The 16,798-nt window shown below is 54.7% G+C and carries 15 protein-coding genes; 10 read left to right on the top strand and 5 right to left on the bottom strand.

Annotated features, from left to right (window positions below; genetic code table 11):
• Positions 1-81: 81 nt before the first annotated feature.
• Complete coding sequence (locus MKFW12EY_RS12725) at positions 82-1,302, top strand: FAD-dependent monooxygenase (protein WP_064025968.1); 1,221 nt, start codon at positions 82-84, stop codon at positions 1,300-1,302.
• Between the two features lie 5 nt (positions 1,303-1,307).
• Here MKFW12EY_RS12725 and glnD read toward each other — a convergent pair whose 3' ends face one another.
• Positions 1,308-3,953, bottom strand: a complete 2,646-nt coding sequence (glnD, locus tag MKFW12EY_RS12720) for a [protein-PII] uridylyltransferase (RefSeq protein WP_245006302.1) — start codon at positions 3,951-3,953, stop codon at positions 1,308-1,310.
• Positions 3,950-4,714, bottom strand: coding sequence for a type I methionyl aminopeptidase (map, locus tag MKFW12EY_RS12715; RefSeq protein ID WP_221053119.1), 765 nt, complete (start codon positions 4,712-4,714; stop codon positions 3,950-3,952). Before map ends, glnD begins: the two co-directional genes overlap by 4 nt.
• A gap of 275 nt (positions 4,715-4,989) precedes the next feature.
• Here map and rpsB point away from each other — a divergent pair, with 275 nt between their 5' ends.
• The 9 genes from rpsB to dsbC all read left to right on the top strand — a co-directional run bounded on the left by rpsB (position 4,990) and on the right by dsbC (position 13,163).
• Positions 4,990-5,733 (top strand): 30S ribosomal protein S2, encoded by a 744-nt coding sequence (gene rpsB / locus MKFW12EY_RS12710; RefSeq protein WP_054759018.1) that lies wholly within the window; start codon positions 4,990-4,992, stop codon positions 5,731-5,733.
• Between the two features lie 119 nt (positions 5,734-5,852).
• Positions 5,853-6,737, top strand: a complete 885-nt coding sequence (gene tsf, locus MKFW12EY_RS12705; RefSeq protein WP_054759020.1) for a translation elongation factor Ts — start codon at positions 5,853-5,855, stop codon at positions 6,735-6,737.
• A gap of 85 nt (positions 6,738-6,822) precedes the next feature.
• The gene (pyrH, locus tag MKFW12EY_RS12700; protein WP_054759022.1) at positions 6,823-7,542 is read left to right on the top strand and encodes a UMP kinase; all 720 of its coding nucleotides are present in this window, start codon (positions 6,823-6,825) and stop codon (positions 7,540-7,542) included.
• Positions 7,543-7,546: 4 nt separating this feature from the next.
• A complete protein-coding gene (frr, locus tag MKFW12EY_RS12695; protein ID WP_054759024.1) occupies positions 7,547-8,104 on the top strand; it encodes a ribosome recycling factor in 558 nt (185 codons plus the stop codon).
• An 11-nt stretch (positions 8,105-8,115) separates the two neighbouring features.
• A complete protein-coding gene (locus MKFW12EY_RS12690) occupies positions 8,116-8,877 on the top strand; it encodes an undecaprenyl pyrophosphate synthase (RefSeq protein WP_054759026.1) in 762 nt (253 codons plus the stop codon).
• Between the two features lie 37 nt (positions 8,878-8,914).
• On the top strand, positions 8,915-9,838 hold the full coding sequence (locus MKFW12EY_RS12685; RefSeq protein WP_054759028.1) for a phosphatidate cytidylyltransferase: 924 nt from the start codon (positions 8,915-8,917) through the stop codon (positions 9,836-9,838).
• On the top strand, positions 9,835-11,019 hold the full coding sequence (gene ispC / locus MKFW12EY_RS12680) for a 1-deoxy-D-xylulose-5-phosphate reductoisomerase (protein ID WP_221053118.1): 1,185 nt from the start codon (positions 9,835-9,837) through the stop codon (positions 11,017-11,019). The genes MKFW12EY_RS12685 and ispC overlap by 4 nt, the downstream gene beginning before the upstream one ends.
• 7 nt (positions 11,020-11,026) lie before the next feature.
• The gene (rseP, locus tag MKFW12EY_RS12675; RefSeq protein WP_221053117.1) at positions 11,027-12,391 is read left to right on the top strand and encodes an RIP metalloprotease RseP; all 1,365 of its coding nucleotides are present in this window, start codon (positions 11,027-11,029) and stop codon (positions 12,389-12,391) included.
• Between the two features lie 64 nt (positions 12,392-12,455).
• The gene (gene dsbC, locus MKFW12EY_RS12670) at positions 12,456-13,163 is read left to right on the top strand and encodes a bifunctional protein-disulfide isomerase/oxidoreductase DsbC (RefSeq protein ID WP_221053116.1); all 708 of its coding nucleotides are present in this window, start codon (positions 12,456-12,458) and stop codon (positions 13,161-13,163) included.
• Positions 13,164-13,203: 40 nt separating this feature from the next.
• Here dsbC and MKFW12EY_RS12665 read toward each other — a convergent pair whose 3' ends face one another.
• The 3 genes from MKFW12EY_RS12665 to MKFW12EY_RS12655 all read right to left on the bottom strand — a co-directional run bounded on the left by MKFW12EY_RS12665 (position 13,204) and on the right by MKFW12EY_RS12655 (position 16,775).
• On the bottom strand, positions 13,204-13,800 hold the full coding sequence (locus MKFW12EY_RS12665; RefSeq protein ID WP_054759032.1) for an OmpA family protein: 597 nt from the start codon (positions 13,798-13,800) through the stop codon (positions 13,204-13,206).
• 14 nt (positions 13,801-13,814) lie between these two features.
• Positions 13,815-14,261 (bottom strand): FecR family protein, encoded by a 447-nt coding sequence (locus MKFW12EY_RS12660; protein WP_064040833.1) that lies wholly within the window; start codon positions 14,259-14,261, stop codon positions 13,815-13,817.
• Positions 14,262-14,468: 207 nt separating this feature from the next.
• Positions 14,469-16,775 carry a CHASE2 domain-containing protein gene (locus MKFW12EY_RS12655; protein ID WP_221053115.1) on the bottom strand — a complete coding sequence of 769 codons (2,307 nt, stop codon included), beginning with the start codon at positions 16,773-16,775 and terminating at the stop codon, positions 14,469-14,471.
• Positions 16,776-16,798 lie beyond the last annotated feature (23 nt).

The following is a 16,798-nucleotide window of genomic DNA, read 5'->3' as shown; positions in this document are numbered from 1 at the left end:
CAGCACGGGCTCTGTCATTTCGTGAAGTCAACCTTGTCAAGTTTGCCGTTAGGCTTCTGTTTTAAAACTTTGTGACCAAATATGAAAGAACAAATTGATGTGGTGATTGTGGGTGGCGGCATGGTCGGTGCGGCGTTGGCATGCAGTTTAGGCGGCAGCCGTTTGAAGGTGGTCGTGGTGGAAGCCCAGACGCCTGAACCGTTTTCCGCCGATCAGCCGCATGACTTAAGGGTTTCTGCGCTCAGCATCGCTTCGAAAAACATCCTGGAAACCGTCGGCGCCTGGGAGGGCGTGACCTCGCGGCGTTATTGCCCGTTCCGGCGCATGCGCGTATGGGAGAATGCGGGCGATACGACCTTCGACAGTACCGATATCAGCTATCCCGAGTTGGGTTATATCGTCGAAAACCGGATTACGCAATTGGCATTACTCGATAGATTGGCCGCTTTTGATAACGTCGAGCTATTGATGCCGCAGGCTATCAAGCGAATCGATTACGACGGCGCCCAATCCGTTGTGGCGCTGGAGAATGGCCGCGAACTGCAAGCCAAGCTGTTGGTCGCTGCCGACGGCGGCCACTCCAGGGTTAGGCAGGCGGTCGGTTTGGGCGTTACCAGTTGGGACTATAACCAGCATGCGTTGGTGATTTACATCGAGACGGCATATCCGCAGCAGGACATCACCTGGCAGCGCTTTGTTTCGTCCGGGCCGCAAGCGTTTCTGCCGTTAACCGGCAATTACGGTTCCATCGTTTGGTACCAATCGCCGGATGAGGTTAGGCGCTTGCAAGCCCTGCCGTTCGAGCAGCTTAAGGCGGAATTGGTCGGCGCGTTTCCGGAATGTCTAGGCGAAGTCAAGCAGGTGCTCGGCGTGGCGAGTTTCCCGTTGCGGCGCCAGCATGCGCAGGCCTACGTTAAGCAGGGCGTCGCCTTGGTCGGCGACGCGGCGCACATGATTAACCCGCTGGCCGGGCAGGGCGTCAATATCGGTTTGCTGGATGCCGCGGCGTTGGCTGAAGTGGTGGTCGATGCCTGCAGCCGAGGTAAAAGCTTTGCCGATGTTTCGGTTCTGCGGCGTTACGAAGCGATGCGGCGTAACGAAAACCTAAAGATGATGACGGTGATGGATGTGTTTTACCGTTCGTTCAGCAACGACATTCTGCCGGTCAAGTTGCTGCGCAATCTCGGTCTGGGTTTGGCGCAGCGCATCACGCCGGCGCGAAATAAAGTCATGAAAGCAGCGATGGGGCTGGAGGGGCGCTTACCGAAATTGGCGCGCGGCGAACGTCTGTCGGCCGGTTAGCGCGCTCAGTTTTTCAGGTCCAGGTAGCGCAGCATCGTCGTGCGCAGCTGTTGTTTTTTGTGATCGTCGTCGATCGGACGCGACTGCGGGTCGGTAATGTAGAACATATCCTCGGCGCGGCTGCCTATCGTCGTGATTTTGGCGTCGTGCAGTTGAATGTCGAGTTCGGTAAACGCGCGGCCGATGGCCGATAACAGGCCGGCATGGTCCGTCGTGACCAGTTCCACAATCGTGTGTTTATGCGAAGGATCGTCCAGAAAGGTAATGCTGGTCTCGATCGGGAAGTGCCGGGCCTGGCGGGATTGTTTGTGGATATTCTTCGAGGCTTTGGCTTTTTTGGCAATCAGGCCTTGGCGCAATGCGTTGCAGATATGGACCTCCCGGTATAGATCGTTGATCGCTTCGCCCGATTGTTCGAGCACCTGAAAGCTGTTCAAAACGTACTGGTCCGCAGTGGTAATGATCCGCGCGTCCAGGATGGTCAGGCCCAGTTGGTCCAGCGTCGCCGTGCAAATTGAGAACAACAGGGCTTCGTTGCGGGTATAAATGAATATTTCGGCGCTGCCGCGTTGAGTCTGCGGCCGCAGCAATACCAGCGGCAGTTCGCTTTCCTGGCAGGCGGCGATGGCAATGGTATGCCAGGCGATTTCGTCGGCGGAGTAACGCAGAAAGTAATCGTCGCTGAGGTGTTGCCAAGACTGCTTGATCGTGGTTTTGGAAATTCCCAGTTTCAATAGTTCTTCGCGCGCCTCTTTCTTGTTCTCCTGCACCCTTTCCGAGCGGGCTACCGGATTGTGCAGGCCCCGATGCAGCGCTTGGTGGGTCGAAATGTAGAGTTCTTTCAGTAGTGCGTCTTTCCAGGCGTTCCACAGGCTGGGATTGGTGGCGCGAATGTCGGCCACGGTCAATAGGTACAGGTAGTTCAGGTATTCGATGCTGCCGATTTGCAATGCGAAGGTGTGAATCACGTCCGGATCGCTGATATCTTTGCGTTGCGCGGTCATCGACATCAGCAGGTGGTGGCGCACCAGCCAGGTAATGACCTTGGTGTCGTGGTTGGGCAATTCGTGTTGCAGGCAGAAGTTGCGGGCCACGGTTTCGCCCAGCGTGGAATGGTCTCCGCCGCGGCCTTTGGCGATGTCATGGAATAACGCCGCCAGATACAGGATGTCGGGTTTAGCGATCAGCAGAAAAATGTTGTTGCAAAACGGCAGTTCGTTATTGTGCTTGGCCAGCGAGAAGCGGCGTAGATTGCGGATCACGAATAGCGTGTGTTCGTCCACTGTGTAAATATGGAACAGGTCGTATTGCATCCGGGCCACGATATTGGCGAAGTCCGGCAAATAGGCTGCCAGTACGCCGTAGCGGTTCATCCGTTTCAACTGGCTGGTGATGCCGCGCGGCTGGCGTAGGATGTCCATGAACAACCGGTTGGCCTGTTTGTTGTGGCGAAAGTTTTCGTCGATCAGCGGCAAATTTTTTCTGATCAGCCGGATCGTGCTGGCGCGAATGCCTTTGAGCGACGGCGATTGCTGCAGGATCAGGAAAATTTCCAGCAAGGCCAGCGGTTGTTTTTGAAATACGTCTTTGTTGCTGACTTCCAGGTAGCCGTCTATCGACGAGAAGTTGGCGGTGATCGGTATCGGGGTCAGGCTTTCCTTGTTGCTGATCAGGCGCTCGTTGAGTAATTGCAACAGCATTTCGTTCAGCCGCTCGATGTCGACGACCGTTTTGAAGTAGAACTGCATGAACTGTTCGACGTCGGGTTGTTCGTTGCGGTCGACGTAGCCGAATTGGCTGGCAAGTTCCCGTTGGTAGTCGAATACCAAGCGGTCTTCGCAGCGGTTGGTCAAATTATGCAAAGCGAAACGCAGGCGCCACAGAATGTCGCGCGCCGTGATCAGGTTGTCGTATTCGGATTTGGGCAGAAAGCCGTATTTGATCAATTCCCGCAGCGACGAGGCATTATAGTGGCGCTTGAATACCCAGCTAATCACTTGTAAATCGCGCAGGCCGCCCGGGCCTTCCTTGATGTTGGGTTCCAGGTTGTACGCGGTGTCGTGGTATTTGGCGTAGCGTTTTTGTTGTTCCAGCATTTTTGCCGGGAAAAATTGGTCGGAAGGCCATAGTGCCTCGGAACTGACGCGGCTTTTCAGCTTTTCGAAAAGCTCGGTGTTGCCGCCGATCAGGCGCATTTCTAGTAGGCTGGTAAACACGGTTTGATCGTCTTGAGCGGCCGTTAGGCAGTCGTCGACATCGCGTGTGCTGAGGCCCGGTTTCAGGCCGATATCCCACAGAAAGTTGCAAAAGCCGGACAGCGAGTGTTGGTAGTCGGCCGGATCGGCGTCGGCCAGTAAAACCAGTATGTCGATATCCGAATGCGGAAACAGCTCGCTGCGGCCGTAACCGCCGGTGGCAATCAGGCAGTGCAAGTCGGCTGCCGGGCCGAGGAAATGCAGCCAGCACGCGGTGAGTATGTTGTCGATGAAGCGGGCTTTTTCGGTGAGCAGGCCGGCGGTAGCCTGGTCCGGATTAAAGCGCAGTTTTAAATGGGAGTTTTCCGCGGCGATCGCGTTCTTAAACTCGGCAATCGGGTTGTCCTGTTCGAAACAACCCAAAAAGTCGCTTTCCGTGAACGGAAACGGGCTCACAATTCGTCCTGTCTCAAGGTCAATATTTCGTAGCCTTGTTCGGTCACCAGAATCGTGTGTTCCCATTGGGCCGACAAGCTGCGGTCCTTGGTTACGGCGGTCCAGCCGTCGGGAAGGATTTTCATGTGGCGTTTGCCGAGGTTGAGCATGGGTTCTATCGTGAATATCATGCCCGGCTCCATCATTGCGCCTTCGCCGCGTTTGCCGAAATGCATGACGTGCGGGTCTTCGTGGAATTTTTTGCCGATGCCATGGCCGCAAAATTCGCGCACGACCGAGTAGCGGTTGGCTTCGGCGTGCTTTTGTATGGCGTAGCCGATGTCGCCGAAATGCGCGCCCGGTTTGACTTGTTCGATGCCTAAAAACAAGCTCTCCCGGGTCACGTCGACCAGGCGTTTGGCGTGCGGGCTGACCTCGCCGACGCAGAACATTTTGCTGGTATCGCCGTGGTAGCCGTCCTTAATCACGGTGATATCGATATTAACGATATCGCCGTTTTTCAGTTTTTTATCGCTGGGGATGCCGTGGCAAATTTGGTGATTGATCGAGGTGCATATCGATTTCGGGAAGCCCCGGTAATTTAACGGTGCCGGGATAGCTTGTTGCACGTCGACGATATATTCGTGGCAGATGCGGTCGAGTTCCTCGGTAGCGACGCCGGCGGCGACATGCGGAGCGATCATGTCCAGCACGTCGGCGGCCAGTTTGCAGGCTACGCGCATCTTCTCGATTTCGTCGGCGGTTTTGATAATTATGGTCATCGGGTCAATTTTAAGAATGAATAACGAGTGCGATTCGAGCAGGGCTTGCGGCAAAAACCGGAGTCAACCCCTGCACGCTATGCCGCCGAGTCTATCAGACTTGAAGTTGTTGTGAAATTGTAATCATGGTATAAAGGTAAGTTCACTATGTAATCAATACTCACACTTGTCGACACGGTCGGTGGGGTGCCGAAAACCTTGGGTTTACGGTCACTGGTCGGGGCGGGTGGAGGCGTAACCCAAAGCCGAAAATTCGGCAATATTAGGAGAAGTAAATGGCAGCAGTGTCAATGCGTCAAATGCTGGAAGCGGGTGTTCACTTCGGACATCAAACCCGTTACTGGAACCCGAAAATGGCTTCATACTTGTTTGGAGCCCGTAATAAAATCCACATCATTGATTTGGAACAAACCCTTCCATTGTTTAACGATGCGATGAACTACCTCGGTCAAATGACCGCGAACAAAGGTACCATCCTGTTCGTCGGCACCAAAAAAGCCGCGCGCAAAACAGTAGCCGAAGAAGCAAAACGTTGTGGCATGCCTTACGTCAACCATCGTTGGTTGGGCGGCATGTTGACCAACTTCAAAACCATTAAAAAATCGATCAACCGCCTGAAAGAACTGGAGGCGATGAAAGCCGACGGTACCCTGTACCAACGTTTCAGCAAGAAGGAAGCTTTGGGTATGGAGCGCGAGCTGGAGAAGCTCGAACGCAGCCTGGGCGGTATCAAAGATATGCGCGGCACGCCGGACGTGATTTTCGTCCTGGACGTCGGTTACGAAAAAAATGCGATTATGGAAGCCAAAAAATTGGGCATCCCGGTAGTAGGCGTGGTCGATTCGAACAACTCTCCGGAAAAAATCGATTACGTGATTCCGGGAAATGACGATTCCATTCGTGCAGTCACGCTGTATTGCCAAAGCGCTTCCGCCGCTATTCTGGAAGCCAAGGCACTGCGTATGGACGCTTCGGCTAAAGTCGACGAATTTGTAGAAGAAGTCGTCTCGGAAGCGTAAGTATTACAAGCTGCCCGGCGCCGCCGCCGGGCTCCTGGACCTAGCGTTCAGAACAGACTGTCTTTTAAACGCCTCCTTAGTGAGGCGTTTTTTTAGTTGATAAATTGAGGAAAAAAACGATGAGTATTAGTGCGGCGATGGTCAAGGAACTGCGTGAACGTACCGGTTCGGGCATGATGGAATGTAAGAAAGCCTTGGTCGAAGCCAACGGCGATATGGAATTGGCGATCGAAAACATGCGTAAAGCCGGTCTGGCAAAAGCCGACAAAAAATCCGGCCGGATCGCGGCGGAAGGCGTCATCGGCGTCAAAGTATCCGACGACGGCAAAACCGTGGTCATGGTCGACGTCAACTGCGAAACCGATTTCGTAGCCAAAGGCGACGACTTTATCGGTTTCACCAACGATGTCGTCAACAGCTTGTTGAACAACAACGTCAACAGCGACGAAGAGTTGCAAGCGATGCTGCTCAGCACCGGCGTCAGTGTGGACGATACTCGGCGGGCTTTGATCGCTAAAATCGGCGAAAACATTACCGTACGCCGGTTCGTGAAATATTCCACCGCCGATGGCGGCCAAGCGGCGTATCTGCATGGCAGCAAAATCGGCGTTATCGTCGAATTGGCTAAAGCGGATGCGGAACTGGGTAAAGATGTCGCGATGCACATCGCCGCCAGTAAACCTGCTTGCATTTCCGCCGATGAAGTTGCTCCGGAAACTATCGAAAAAGAGAAAGAAATTTTCTTGGCTCAGCAAGAAGAAAAGATCAAAGGTAAACCTGCCGATATCGTCGAAAAAATGGTTTCAGGCCGGGTCAACAAATTTTTGTCGGAAATCACGTTGCAAGGCCAAGCTTTCATTAAAGACGACAGCAAAACCGTTGGCCAGCTGTTGAAGGAAAAAGGCAATGCCGCGTTGCGTTTCGCCCGTTTCGAAGTAGGCGAGGGTATCGAAAAGAAAGAAGAGGATTTCGCCGCCGAAGTTATGGCGCAAGTCAGAGGTTAACCCCGCCCAGGACATAAACCCGGTTTTCCGGGTTTATTTTTCTGGATGTTTCGTTGCTTTTACCCTTTACGCTGGATATTTGAATATGAGTCAATTGATTTGTCAGAGAATTTTGCTGAAGTTGAGCGGTGAAGCACTGATGAGCGAACGGGGCGGCAGTATCGATCCGGATATTGTCCAGCGCTTGGCTCAGGAAGTGAAAGACTTGTGCGACGCCGGTATCCAGGTAGGTCTGGTAATTGGCGGCGGTAACATTTTACGCGGCGGCGAAAAGGCGTCGGAAGGTTTGAATCGGGTCACCGGCGACCAGATGGGTATGCTCGCCACCGTGATCAACGCCTTGGCCATGCAGGATGCATTGGAGTACCTGGGCCAACCGGTGCGAGTCATGACCGCCTTGAAAATCAACCAGGTGTGCGAAGACTACATTCGCCGCCGGGCGGTCCGCCATTTGGAAAAAGGCCGTGTCGCCATTTTTGCCGCCGGCACCGGTAACCCGTTTTTTACCACCGATACCGCGGCCAGCTTGCGTGCCATCGAAATCGACGCCGAGTTGATGATCAAGGCCACCAAGGTCAAGGGTGTTTATTCGGCCGATCCCGTGAAAGTACCCGATGCGGTATTTTATCCCCGTTTGACCTATGACGAAGCCATCGATCAGCGTCTAAACGTCATGGATACCACCGCTTTGGTACTGTGCCGGGATAACAATTTGCCGATGCGGGTAATGAATGTATTCGAGCCGGGCGCCGTAATGCGTTTGATGCGCGGCGAAGACATCGGCTCTCTGATCGTGAGGAATTAACAGAATGATTAGCGATATTCAACAAGATGCTGCAGCGCGGATGGTAAAAAGTATCGAAGCGTTGCAAAAAGCGTTCACCAAAATCAGAACCGGGCGCGCCCATCCTAGTTTGCTGGACCAAATTTCGGTGTCTTACTACGGCAACGAATCGCCGTTGTCGCAAGTCGCCAACGTCACGGTCGAGGACGCGCGGACTCTGAAAGTCGTTCCGTGGGAAAAAAGCATGGTGCAGGCGATCGAAAAGGCGATCATGTCTTCCGGTTTGGGTTTGAACCCGGCCACGCAGGGTACGGTGATTCGACTGCCTTTGCCGGCCTTGACCGAGGAGCGCCGCCGAGATTTGGTCAAAATCGTAAAAAACGAAGCCGAGCAGGGCCGGGTGTCGATCCGCAACATTCGCCGCGACGCCAACGCCGCAATCAAAGACGCTTTGAAAGAGAAATTGATTTCCGAAGACGACGCGCGCCAAGCGGAAGACAAGATCCAAAAACTGACCGACCAATACATCAAGGAAGTGGAAAAGCATCTGGAAGAAAAAGAAGCTGATTTGCTGTCCATGTAACCGAGAAAGACATGAATGCTGTTGACGACAAACCGGTGATTGATAACGGCAATCCGCGCCATATTGCCATCATCATGGATGGTAACGGCCGTTGGGCGCAAAAGCGTCTGATGCCGCGGATAATGGGGCACCATGCCGGGGTCAAGGCGGTGCGTAAAATCGTCGAATTCTGCGCGAAGGAAAACATCGAAGTGTTGTCCTTGTTTGCGTTCAGCAGCGAGAACTGGCGCCGGCCTAAGGACGAAGTCAGCCTGTTGATGGAATTGTTTATGTCGACCTTGCAAGCCGAGGTCGACAAACTGGACAGAAATAATATCCGCCTGAAAATCATTGGCGACAAAACCGCCTTCAACGACAAATTGCAAGATAAAATCCGCTCTGCCGAAGCGCAAACAGCGAGTAATACCGGTTTGACTCTGTTGATTGCCGCCAATTATGGCGGACGTTGGGATATCGCCAATGCCATGCGCCAAATCGTGGCCGGAATCAAAGCCGGTACCATTGATGAACAGGAAATCAGCGAAGATTTGGTAGAGCGTTATTTGCAGACAGCCGGCTTGCCGGAACCTGATCTATTTATCCGTACCGGCGGCGAGGAACGGGTCAGTAATTTCCTGCTCTGGCAATTGGCTTACACGGAGTTTTATTTCACCGATGCATTGTGGCCGGATTTCGACCACAACGCCTTGCAACAAGCCATCGGCAGTTTCAAGCGTCGGCAGCGCCGCTTCGGCCACACCGGCGAGCAGGTTGTCGCCGGCAGAGTTGTCTAGGCATGTTTTCCATAACCATAATAACTAGAAAATCGACATGTTAGTAAAACGCATTTTAACCGCGCTGGTTTTGGCAGCGGCCGCCACGGCTGCGGTGCTGTTGCTGCCCGCCACCTATTTTTCGTTGTTTATCGCTCTGATCACACTGGCTGCCGCCTACGAATGGATGCTGTTGACCGACGTTATCAAACTCGGCAGCAAGATTCTGTTTCTGCTCGCGCTGATTGTGCCAATGCTGGGTGTGACTTACTGGACCGTGTTGTTGGAACTGACCAGCGAGGCAATGGAATGGCCGGAAATCAAGGATTATTCGGATGCTTTGGAGTGGTTTGTCATATTGCCGGTATCGTTCTGGATTCTGACGATGGTCTTGATCAGAAAGACCAGCCCGCAGTTGCTGAGCATGGAGTTCAAACCCCGATTCAAGGCGTTTGTCGGCTGGATGGTGCTGCTCGGCGCCTGGATGTTCCTCAGCAAATTACGTGCTTATTACGGTACCGGCATGGTGCTTTACTTTTTGATTCTGATTTGGGCCGCCGATATTTCCGCGTACTTTGCCGGCAAAACCTGGGGCAAGGAGAAATTGGCTCCTGAAGTCAGCCCCGGCAAAACGGTGCAGGGTATGTACGGCGCGTTGGCTTCGGCAGCCTTGTGCGGCTTGGGTTTCGCTATCTACGGCTGGTTGACCGCCAACGAACCGGCCGAAGCCCAAGACAGTAGCCTGCGCTTTTTGGGCGGCCTGGTCTGGACCGATATGCTGATCTTGTCGGTGATAACGGTGTTGGTATCCATTTACGGGGATTTGTTTTTCAGTCTGGTCAAACGTAAAAAAGGCGTGAAAGACAGTGGAAACTTATTGCCTGGACACGGCGGTATCCTGGACCGGGTGGATAGCGTAATTGCCGCGGCCCCATTCTTTTATGCCGGCATTTTGCTGATCGGCAGGATTTTTTACTCATGAAAGGCATTTGCATACTCGGAGCCACCGGCTCCATCGGCGTTAGTACGCTGGACGTGGTCGCCCGCCATCCCGACCAATACAAGGTGGTCGCGTTAACCGCCAATGGCAATATCGACGCGTTGTTCGAACAATGTCTGGCGCACCGGCCGGAATATGCCGTAGTTGCCAACCCGGACAATGTCCAAGCTTTCACGGATAAACTGGCTGGCACGCCGATTGCCGACATTAAGGTCCTGGCCGGCGCCGATGCCTTGGCTCAGGTCGCGACGCTGGATAACGTGGACGCCGTCATGGCCGCCATTGTCGGCGCTGCCGGTTTGCTGCCGACTCTGGCTGCGGCGAAAGCCGGTAAAGCGGTGCTGCTAGCCAATAAGGAAGCTTTGGTAATGTCCGGCCAAATCTTCATGAATGCGGTGGCCGAGTCCGGTGCCACCTTACTGCCCATCGATAGCGAGCATAACGCCATATTCCAGTGCATGCCGGCCGGATATACCGCCGGACACCGCGCCAAGCAGGCCCGTAGAATTTTACTGACCGCTTCCGGCGGTCCGTTTCGGCAAACGCCGCTGGCCGAGCTGGAGCACGTCACGCCGGAGCAGGCGGTAGCCCACCCCAAGTGGGATATGGGACGAAAAATCTCGGTCGATTCCGCGACGATGATGAACAAGGGCCTGGAGCTGATCGAAGCCTGCTTGCTGTTCGATATGGACCCCGATGCGATTCAGGTCGTCATTCATCCTCAAAGCATCATTCATTCGATGGTGGATTACGTCGACGGCTCGGTGTTGGCGCAAATGGGTAATCCGGATATGCGTACGCCGATCGCCCATGCAATGGCCTGGCCGGAGCGTTTCGATTCCGGTGTGGAACCCTTGAACATTTTTCAAGTCAAGCACATGGATTTCGAGCAACCCGACTTGCAACGTTTTCCGTGTTTGAAGCTGGCATACCAGGCGATCAAGGCCGGCGGCATCATGCCTACTGTGCTGAACGCCGCCAATGAAATCGCTGTCGACGCATTTTTGAACGAACGGGTGCGTTTCACCGATATTGCCAAAATCATCGAACGCAGCATGGCCCGTTTCGAACCGGAAGCCGCCGATACCTTGGAGCACGTTCTGGACGCCGACCGGCGTGCCAGAGAGGTTGCCGAAACCGTCATTACCGAACTGTCGCATTAGGAGTTAGATGGATACCCTGCATACCTTGTTTTACTTCATTGTCGCCATCGCAGTACTGGTGGCGTTTCATGAATTCGGCCATTTTTGGGTCGCACGCAAGGTCGGGGTAAAAGTCATCCGTTTTTCGATTGGCTTCGGCAAGCCGTTGCTGTCGTGGCGGAAAAGCGGAGACGATACCGAATTCGTCATTGCTGCGGTGCCATTGGGCGGTTATGTGAAGATGGTCGACGAACGCGAGGAGGCCGTCAAAGAGGCCGATCTGCCGTTTGCGTTCAATCGGCGGCCGTTATGGGCCAGGACCGCGGTAGTGGCGGCCGGTCCGTTGTTCAACCTGCTGCTGGCAGTGCTGTTGTTCTGGGTCGTACTGGTCATTGGCGAAGTCGGTGTCAAACCGTTGATCGGCGGAGTCGAGCCAGGTTCTCTGGCCGAGCAAGCCGGTCTGGTCGAGGGCGACGAAATCGTCGCCGTTAACGACAAGACGACGCCAACCTGGATAGAAACCTTCGACGCGTTGCTCTCGGCGGCGATTGCCGGCGAACGCGAAATCAGTATAACCACCAAATCGGCGGACGACAGCCGGCAAAGCCATATGCTGCGCTTGTCCGACCGGGATGCCGAAACGCCGGAAGGTTTGCACAAGCGTTTGGGCTTGAAGCCCTGGTCGCCGAAGATTAAACCCGTAGTCGGCAAACTGATGGACGACGGTGTGGCCAAACAGGCCGGTCTGCAAAGCGGCGATTTGCTGGTCAGCGCCGACGGCGTCGAGATCGCCGATTGGCAACAATGGGTCGAATATGTGCAGGCCCGCCCGGAAGTCGCTATTAGCTTAACGATAGAGCGTAACGGCGCCCGCTCGGAATTAACGCTAACACCGCGCCGAGAGCAGCAGAAGGACGGTAACAGCATCGGCAAGATCGGCGCAGGTGTCGAGACGCCCAAGGATTTGTTGGATTCGCTATTGGTTAAGCATGCACTGTCCCCGCTCGATGCGGTACCGGCTGCGTTCGAAAGAACCTGGTTCTACGCCGTCAACACCCTGAAAATGATGGGTAAAATGGTGGTAGGGTCGGCGTCGGTGGAAAACCTGAGCGGTCCGATCAGTATCGCCCAGTATGCCGGACAATCTGCCGAAATGGGCCTGACCGCCTTCCTGAAGTTTCTGGGTCTGGTCAGCGTCAGTCTCGGCGTATTGAATCTTTTGCCGGTGCCGGTATTGGATGGCGGCCATTTGTTGTTTTTTGCCGTGGAAGCGGTCAAAGGCAGTCCGGTTCCGGAGAAAATGCAGATGTATTTCCAACAGATTGGCATGGTCCTGTTGATGCTATTGATGGCGTTAGCCATGTTTCTCGATATCGACCGGCTATTCCAATAACGCTGAACGAATCGGCGCAATCCCGGTCAACCGCTTTCCTTGACTATCTTCCATTGGTACTAGCATGAAAAAAATCTCACACCTTCTGGCCTTATCGGCCGCGATGGCCTGCGGCCAAGCGGTTGCCGACGAAGCGGCAATCAAAAAGGCGCTCAGCGAGTTTATGCCGGAAGGCAAAATCGATGCGGTTAAACCGTCCGAAATTCAGGGGCTGTACGAAGTGACGATGGGCGGCAATATTTTTTATGCCTCCGAAGACGGCAAATATTTGGTGCAAGGCCAATTATTCGACGTGCAAGCCAAGAAAAATATCACCGAGACCAAATTGGCCGGCGTTCGTAAAGCGGAATTGGACAAGCTCGGCGAACAGAAGATGATTATCTTCAAACCGGAGACTCCCAAACACACGGTCTCGGTGTTTACCGACATCGACTGCGGCTACTGCCGTAAATTGCATTCGGAAATCGATCAATATTTGGCGCAAGGCATCACAGTGCGCTATATGTTTTTCCCTAGAGCCGGTAAAGGTTCCGATTCCTACAAAAAAGCGGTTTCTGTCTGGTGCGCGGCCGATAGAAACAAAGCTCTGACCTCAGCAAAGAAAGGCGAAAGCCTGGATAGCAAAAGCTGTGAAAATCCGGTCGACGAACATATGGCCTTGGGCGAAGCGTTCGGCATGAACGGCACGCCGATGATAGTGACCCAAAAAGGGAATATTTTGCCCGGTTACGTGCCCGCTGCGCAGTTGGCCAAGATATTGGCTAGCGAATAAAACGGGGGCGGTCCGGCATCCGGCCGGACCGCCGGCCGGTTTAACGGATCGTGACTTCCACCCGCCGGTTTTTCGGCTCCGAGGTTTCGTCCGGGGTTTTGATCAATAAATTCTTCTCGCCGTGCGAGGTCACGGTCACTTCCTTGACGTCCAGTTTGCTCGGGTCGAACAAACGGCTGACTTCCACAGCCCGTTCTCGCGCCAGTTTTTCGTTCTTATCCGCATTGCCGACCGTGTCGGTGTGGCCGATCACCGAGATGTCCGCTGCCGGGTGATTGCCCGCCGCTTCGACGATTTTCGGTATCAACGCTGCCGATTCCGGCGTCAGTTTGGCGCCGCCGGTCTCGAAATACAGCAGGAATACTTCCGGACGCACCGGTTCCGAGGCCAGGGCCCGGCCGAAATCTTTTTCGATGCGTTGCTGTTCCACTTTAAACACCGTCTTGTCGTTGTTCAACGCGGCACCGTAGCCGGCCGCTTCGACCAAGGTTTCGCCGCCGGCCCGGCTGTTGAATGTGACCTTGCCGGTGCTGCCGTCGTGGTCCTCCAACAATACCAAGTAGGATTCGGCGCAACCGGTCAACGCCAATGCGGCGGCAAATGTCAGAAATTTTTTTGATATGGGCATTTTGGTCATGGCAAATACTCGGCTTATTCTGCAATTTTGACTAGAAAACGGGTTCCTCTGACCGCGATAACGCCGGTCGGGGTGTTGAGCCTTACCGCTTCCGGCTTGAGTTTGGCGATGACTCCGGAAATATAGTGCAGGGTGCCGCTCAGCAAGCTGGCGTTCAATTCCAGCCGGTCCTGTTCCGGCAAAAATTGGTATGCCTCGATTTTTAATTCAGTGTTCGGGCCGATGGATAGCACGGTGTTGTCCTTCAGCGTCAATCCGGCAGAGCCATTGGCATCGGTTTTGATGATGTCGCCGACATGCACGGCCGATCCGAGGCCGGCCTTTGATTTATTACCCGCTTCGATGATGGCGGTTTCATCGGTGGATGTTTTGATGTAACCGATTACGCTATCGTCCGCGAACGGGGCAGTTGAGAGCGTAAGGCCAAACCCCACGCATAACGGTAAAAGCAAACGTTTCATAAGAGCCTCGGCAATCGAAAAAAAGAAGGTAGGTCGTGCCGCGTAAGGCGGCGAGGTGCGCCGGAAAAGTATAGCCGCGATTGGCGTACTGCCCAGAGACGCCGTAATAACCCTACCTGTATTCCGTTGGGGCTGAAACTTGTCGAAGCCCGATATTGGGTGCCCGTCCGCGCGCCGAGTACCCTCCAGGCTTAAATCCCAAAGTTCTCAAAGAGCCGGGTCAATCACGGGATGAGTCAACACGGCGGGTTCATTTGCCAGCGGAAATTCCACCCAGAAAGTGCTGCCAACGCCCGGCGTACTGCTGACGCCGACGCCGCCGTCCATCAGCTCGGCCAATTGTTTGGTGATGGCCAAGCCGATACCGGTGCCTTCGATCTCGCTGCTTTCGGCTCCCAAACGTTGAAACGACTGGAATAGCAGCTTTTGTTCCTGTTCGGCCACACCTTGGCCGGTATCGGTTATTGAAATACGGACCCGGTCGCCGCCGCTGAGTTGAGCGTGCAAATCGATGCGGCCTTGCGGGCTGTTGTATTTGACGGCGTTGGACAGGAAATTCAACAGAATCTGCTTGGCCCGTTTCGGGTCGACTTGCAACAAGACATCGGGAGCTAACGGATTTTGTACGGCCAAGTTCAGCCCTTTGCTGCGTGCCAACGGCGAAATCAACGCCGTACAGTCGCCAATCAAATCGGCTAGCGCCACACTTTGGATATTCATCGCGATTTTGCCCGATTCTATTTTGGCCAGATCGAGTAGTTCGTTGATCAAACCCAGCAAATGCTGGCCGGCCTTCAGGATCTCTTGCACCGAATCCAGATGGTAAGGATCCAGCGGATGCTCGGGATCGTCCATTTGCAGCAGTTGCGCGAAACCGATCACCGCGTTCAGCGGTGTCCGCAGCTCGTGACTCATTTGCGACAGGAACTGGCTTTTGGCCAGACTCATTTGTTCGGCGCGGTTAATCAATTCGCGCATTACGGCTTGCTCTTCGGTTTTCTGCAACAGCATCTTCGCCATCAGCATCCGTTCGCCGATATCGTTAATGCTGATCACGGCGCCGCTTGCCACGCCCCTGCCGGCCAGTAAAGGCGCAATCCCCAGGTTGGCGGTAATTTGGTGTTGCCCGGACACGGTCAACCGGCAATGGCTGTATTTCAGCGGGGCGTTTTCGGCGATGCTTTGCCGGATCAAATCGGCGATGGCGAATGGTTTGTCGCGAATTTCCAGAGTGAAAATCCGGTCGATATTAAGGCTGCTGGAGCTGGGCGGTCTATGGCCGACGATGTCGATTGCGGCGGCGTTCATGTAGTCGATCACGCCGTCCGGCGTCGTCGTGATGACGCCGTCCGCGATTGCGTTCAGCGTGACAAATGCCCGTTTGCGTTCGGCGAACAAGGATTGGATCAACTTCTCGAAATGGCGCCAACTGCGTAGCGGATAACTGAACCACAACACGAAAAGCGCTACCGACGGCGCGAACCAATAGTGGCTCAGGCGCAGCAGCAGCCAACTCCCGCACAGAATCGTCACGGAAAGCGCCAGTATCGCCGGCGGCAGCCAACGCGGCGAGAACCGGGTGCTTAGCCAAACCGAGCAACCGGCTATCGCCAGACTGGCCCAAAATTGCCAAATTCCCGGTAAGGGCTGCCACAGCGTTTGTTTCAACAAGCCGTCCAGGCCGGCGGCGATGAATTCGACGCCGGTCATCGGCCGGCCGCCGACCGCCAACGGTGCCGGCAATTCGCGTTCCAGGCCGCTCGCGGTTAAGCCGACCAGCACGTATTTACCGTCGAATACTCGGGCCGGGACTTTGCCGGACAATACCTCCGAATAAGAAAGGCGGGCGAAATCGCTGCTCGGATCGAAAAACGGCAGCCACACCCGGAAGTCGCCGTGCAGCGAATCGCGCGGCGTTTCGGTGCGCAGGCCGGGTAGCGCCTGCAGAAATTCCGGATGTTGCTGGGCATAGATTGCCAAAGGCATAGCCGGCCACAGCCTGTCGCCCAAGCCGGCTTGCAAAAGTATGCTGCGGCTGATGCCGTCTTTGTCCAAATCGACGTTGGCGTGGCCGAGTGCGGCATGTTTGGCGTAGTCCGGTAGCGGCAGGGTTTCCACCAACGTTTGGCCGTTATATTCCACGACGACAGGTAGCACTACCGGTCGGGCCAAGGTTAACGCTTGAGCGAGGTGGGCATCGGCTTCGGGGTGCGATTTGTCGGCTTCGGAAAAAATAAAGTCCAAGGCTATCGCCCGCGGTTTCGAGCGAGCTAAAAACTCCAGCAACCGGGCGTGGATGTCTCGTGGCCAGGGCCAACGGCCGAAATCGGCTAGGCTTTTCTGGTCGACTTCTATGATGATGATCTCCGGCGAAGCCGGCGACGCCAGTAACGGCAATTGCAAGTCGTAGATCCAACGGTCCACGCGCCACAACGCATCGCTTACGGTCAGCAGCACCGTCGATAACGCCAGAATCGAGATCAATAACGGTTTTTCGAAGCGGCGTTTCGCCATGGGATTCACATAAATAATGGCTG

Source organism: Methylomonas koyamae, assembly GCF_019669905.1.
GTDB lineage: Bacteria > Pseudomonadota > Gammaproteobacteria > Methylococcales > Methylomonadaceae > Methylomonas > Methylomonas koyamae.
This window is presented reverse-complemented; position numbering and strand designations above follow the sequence as displayed.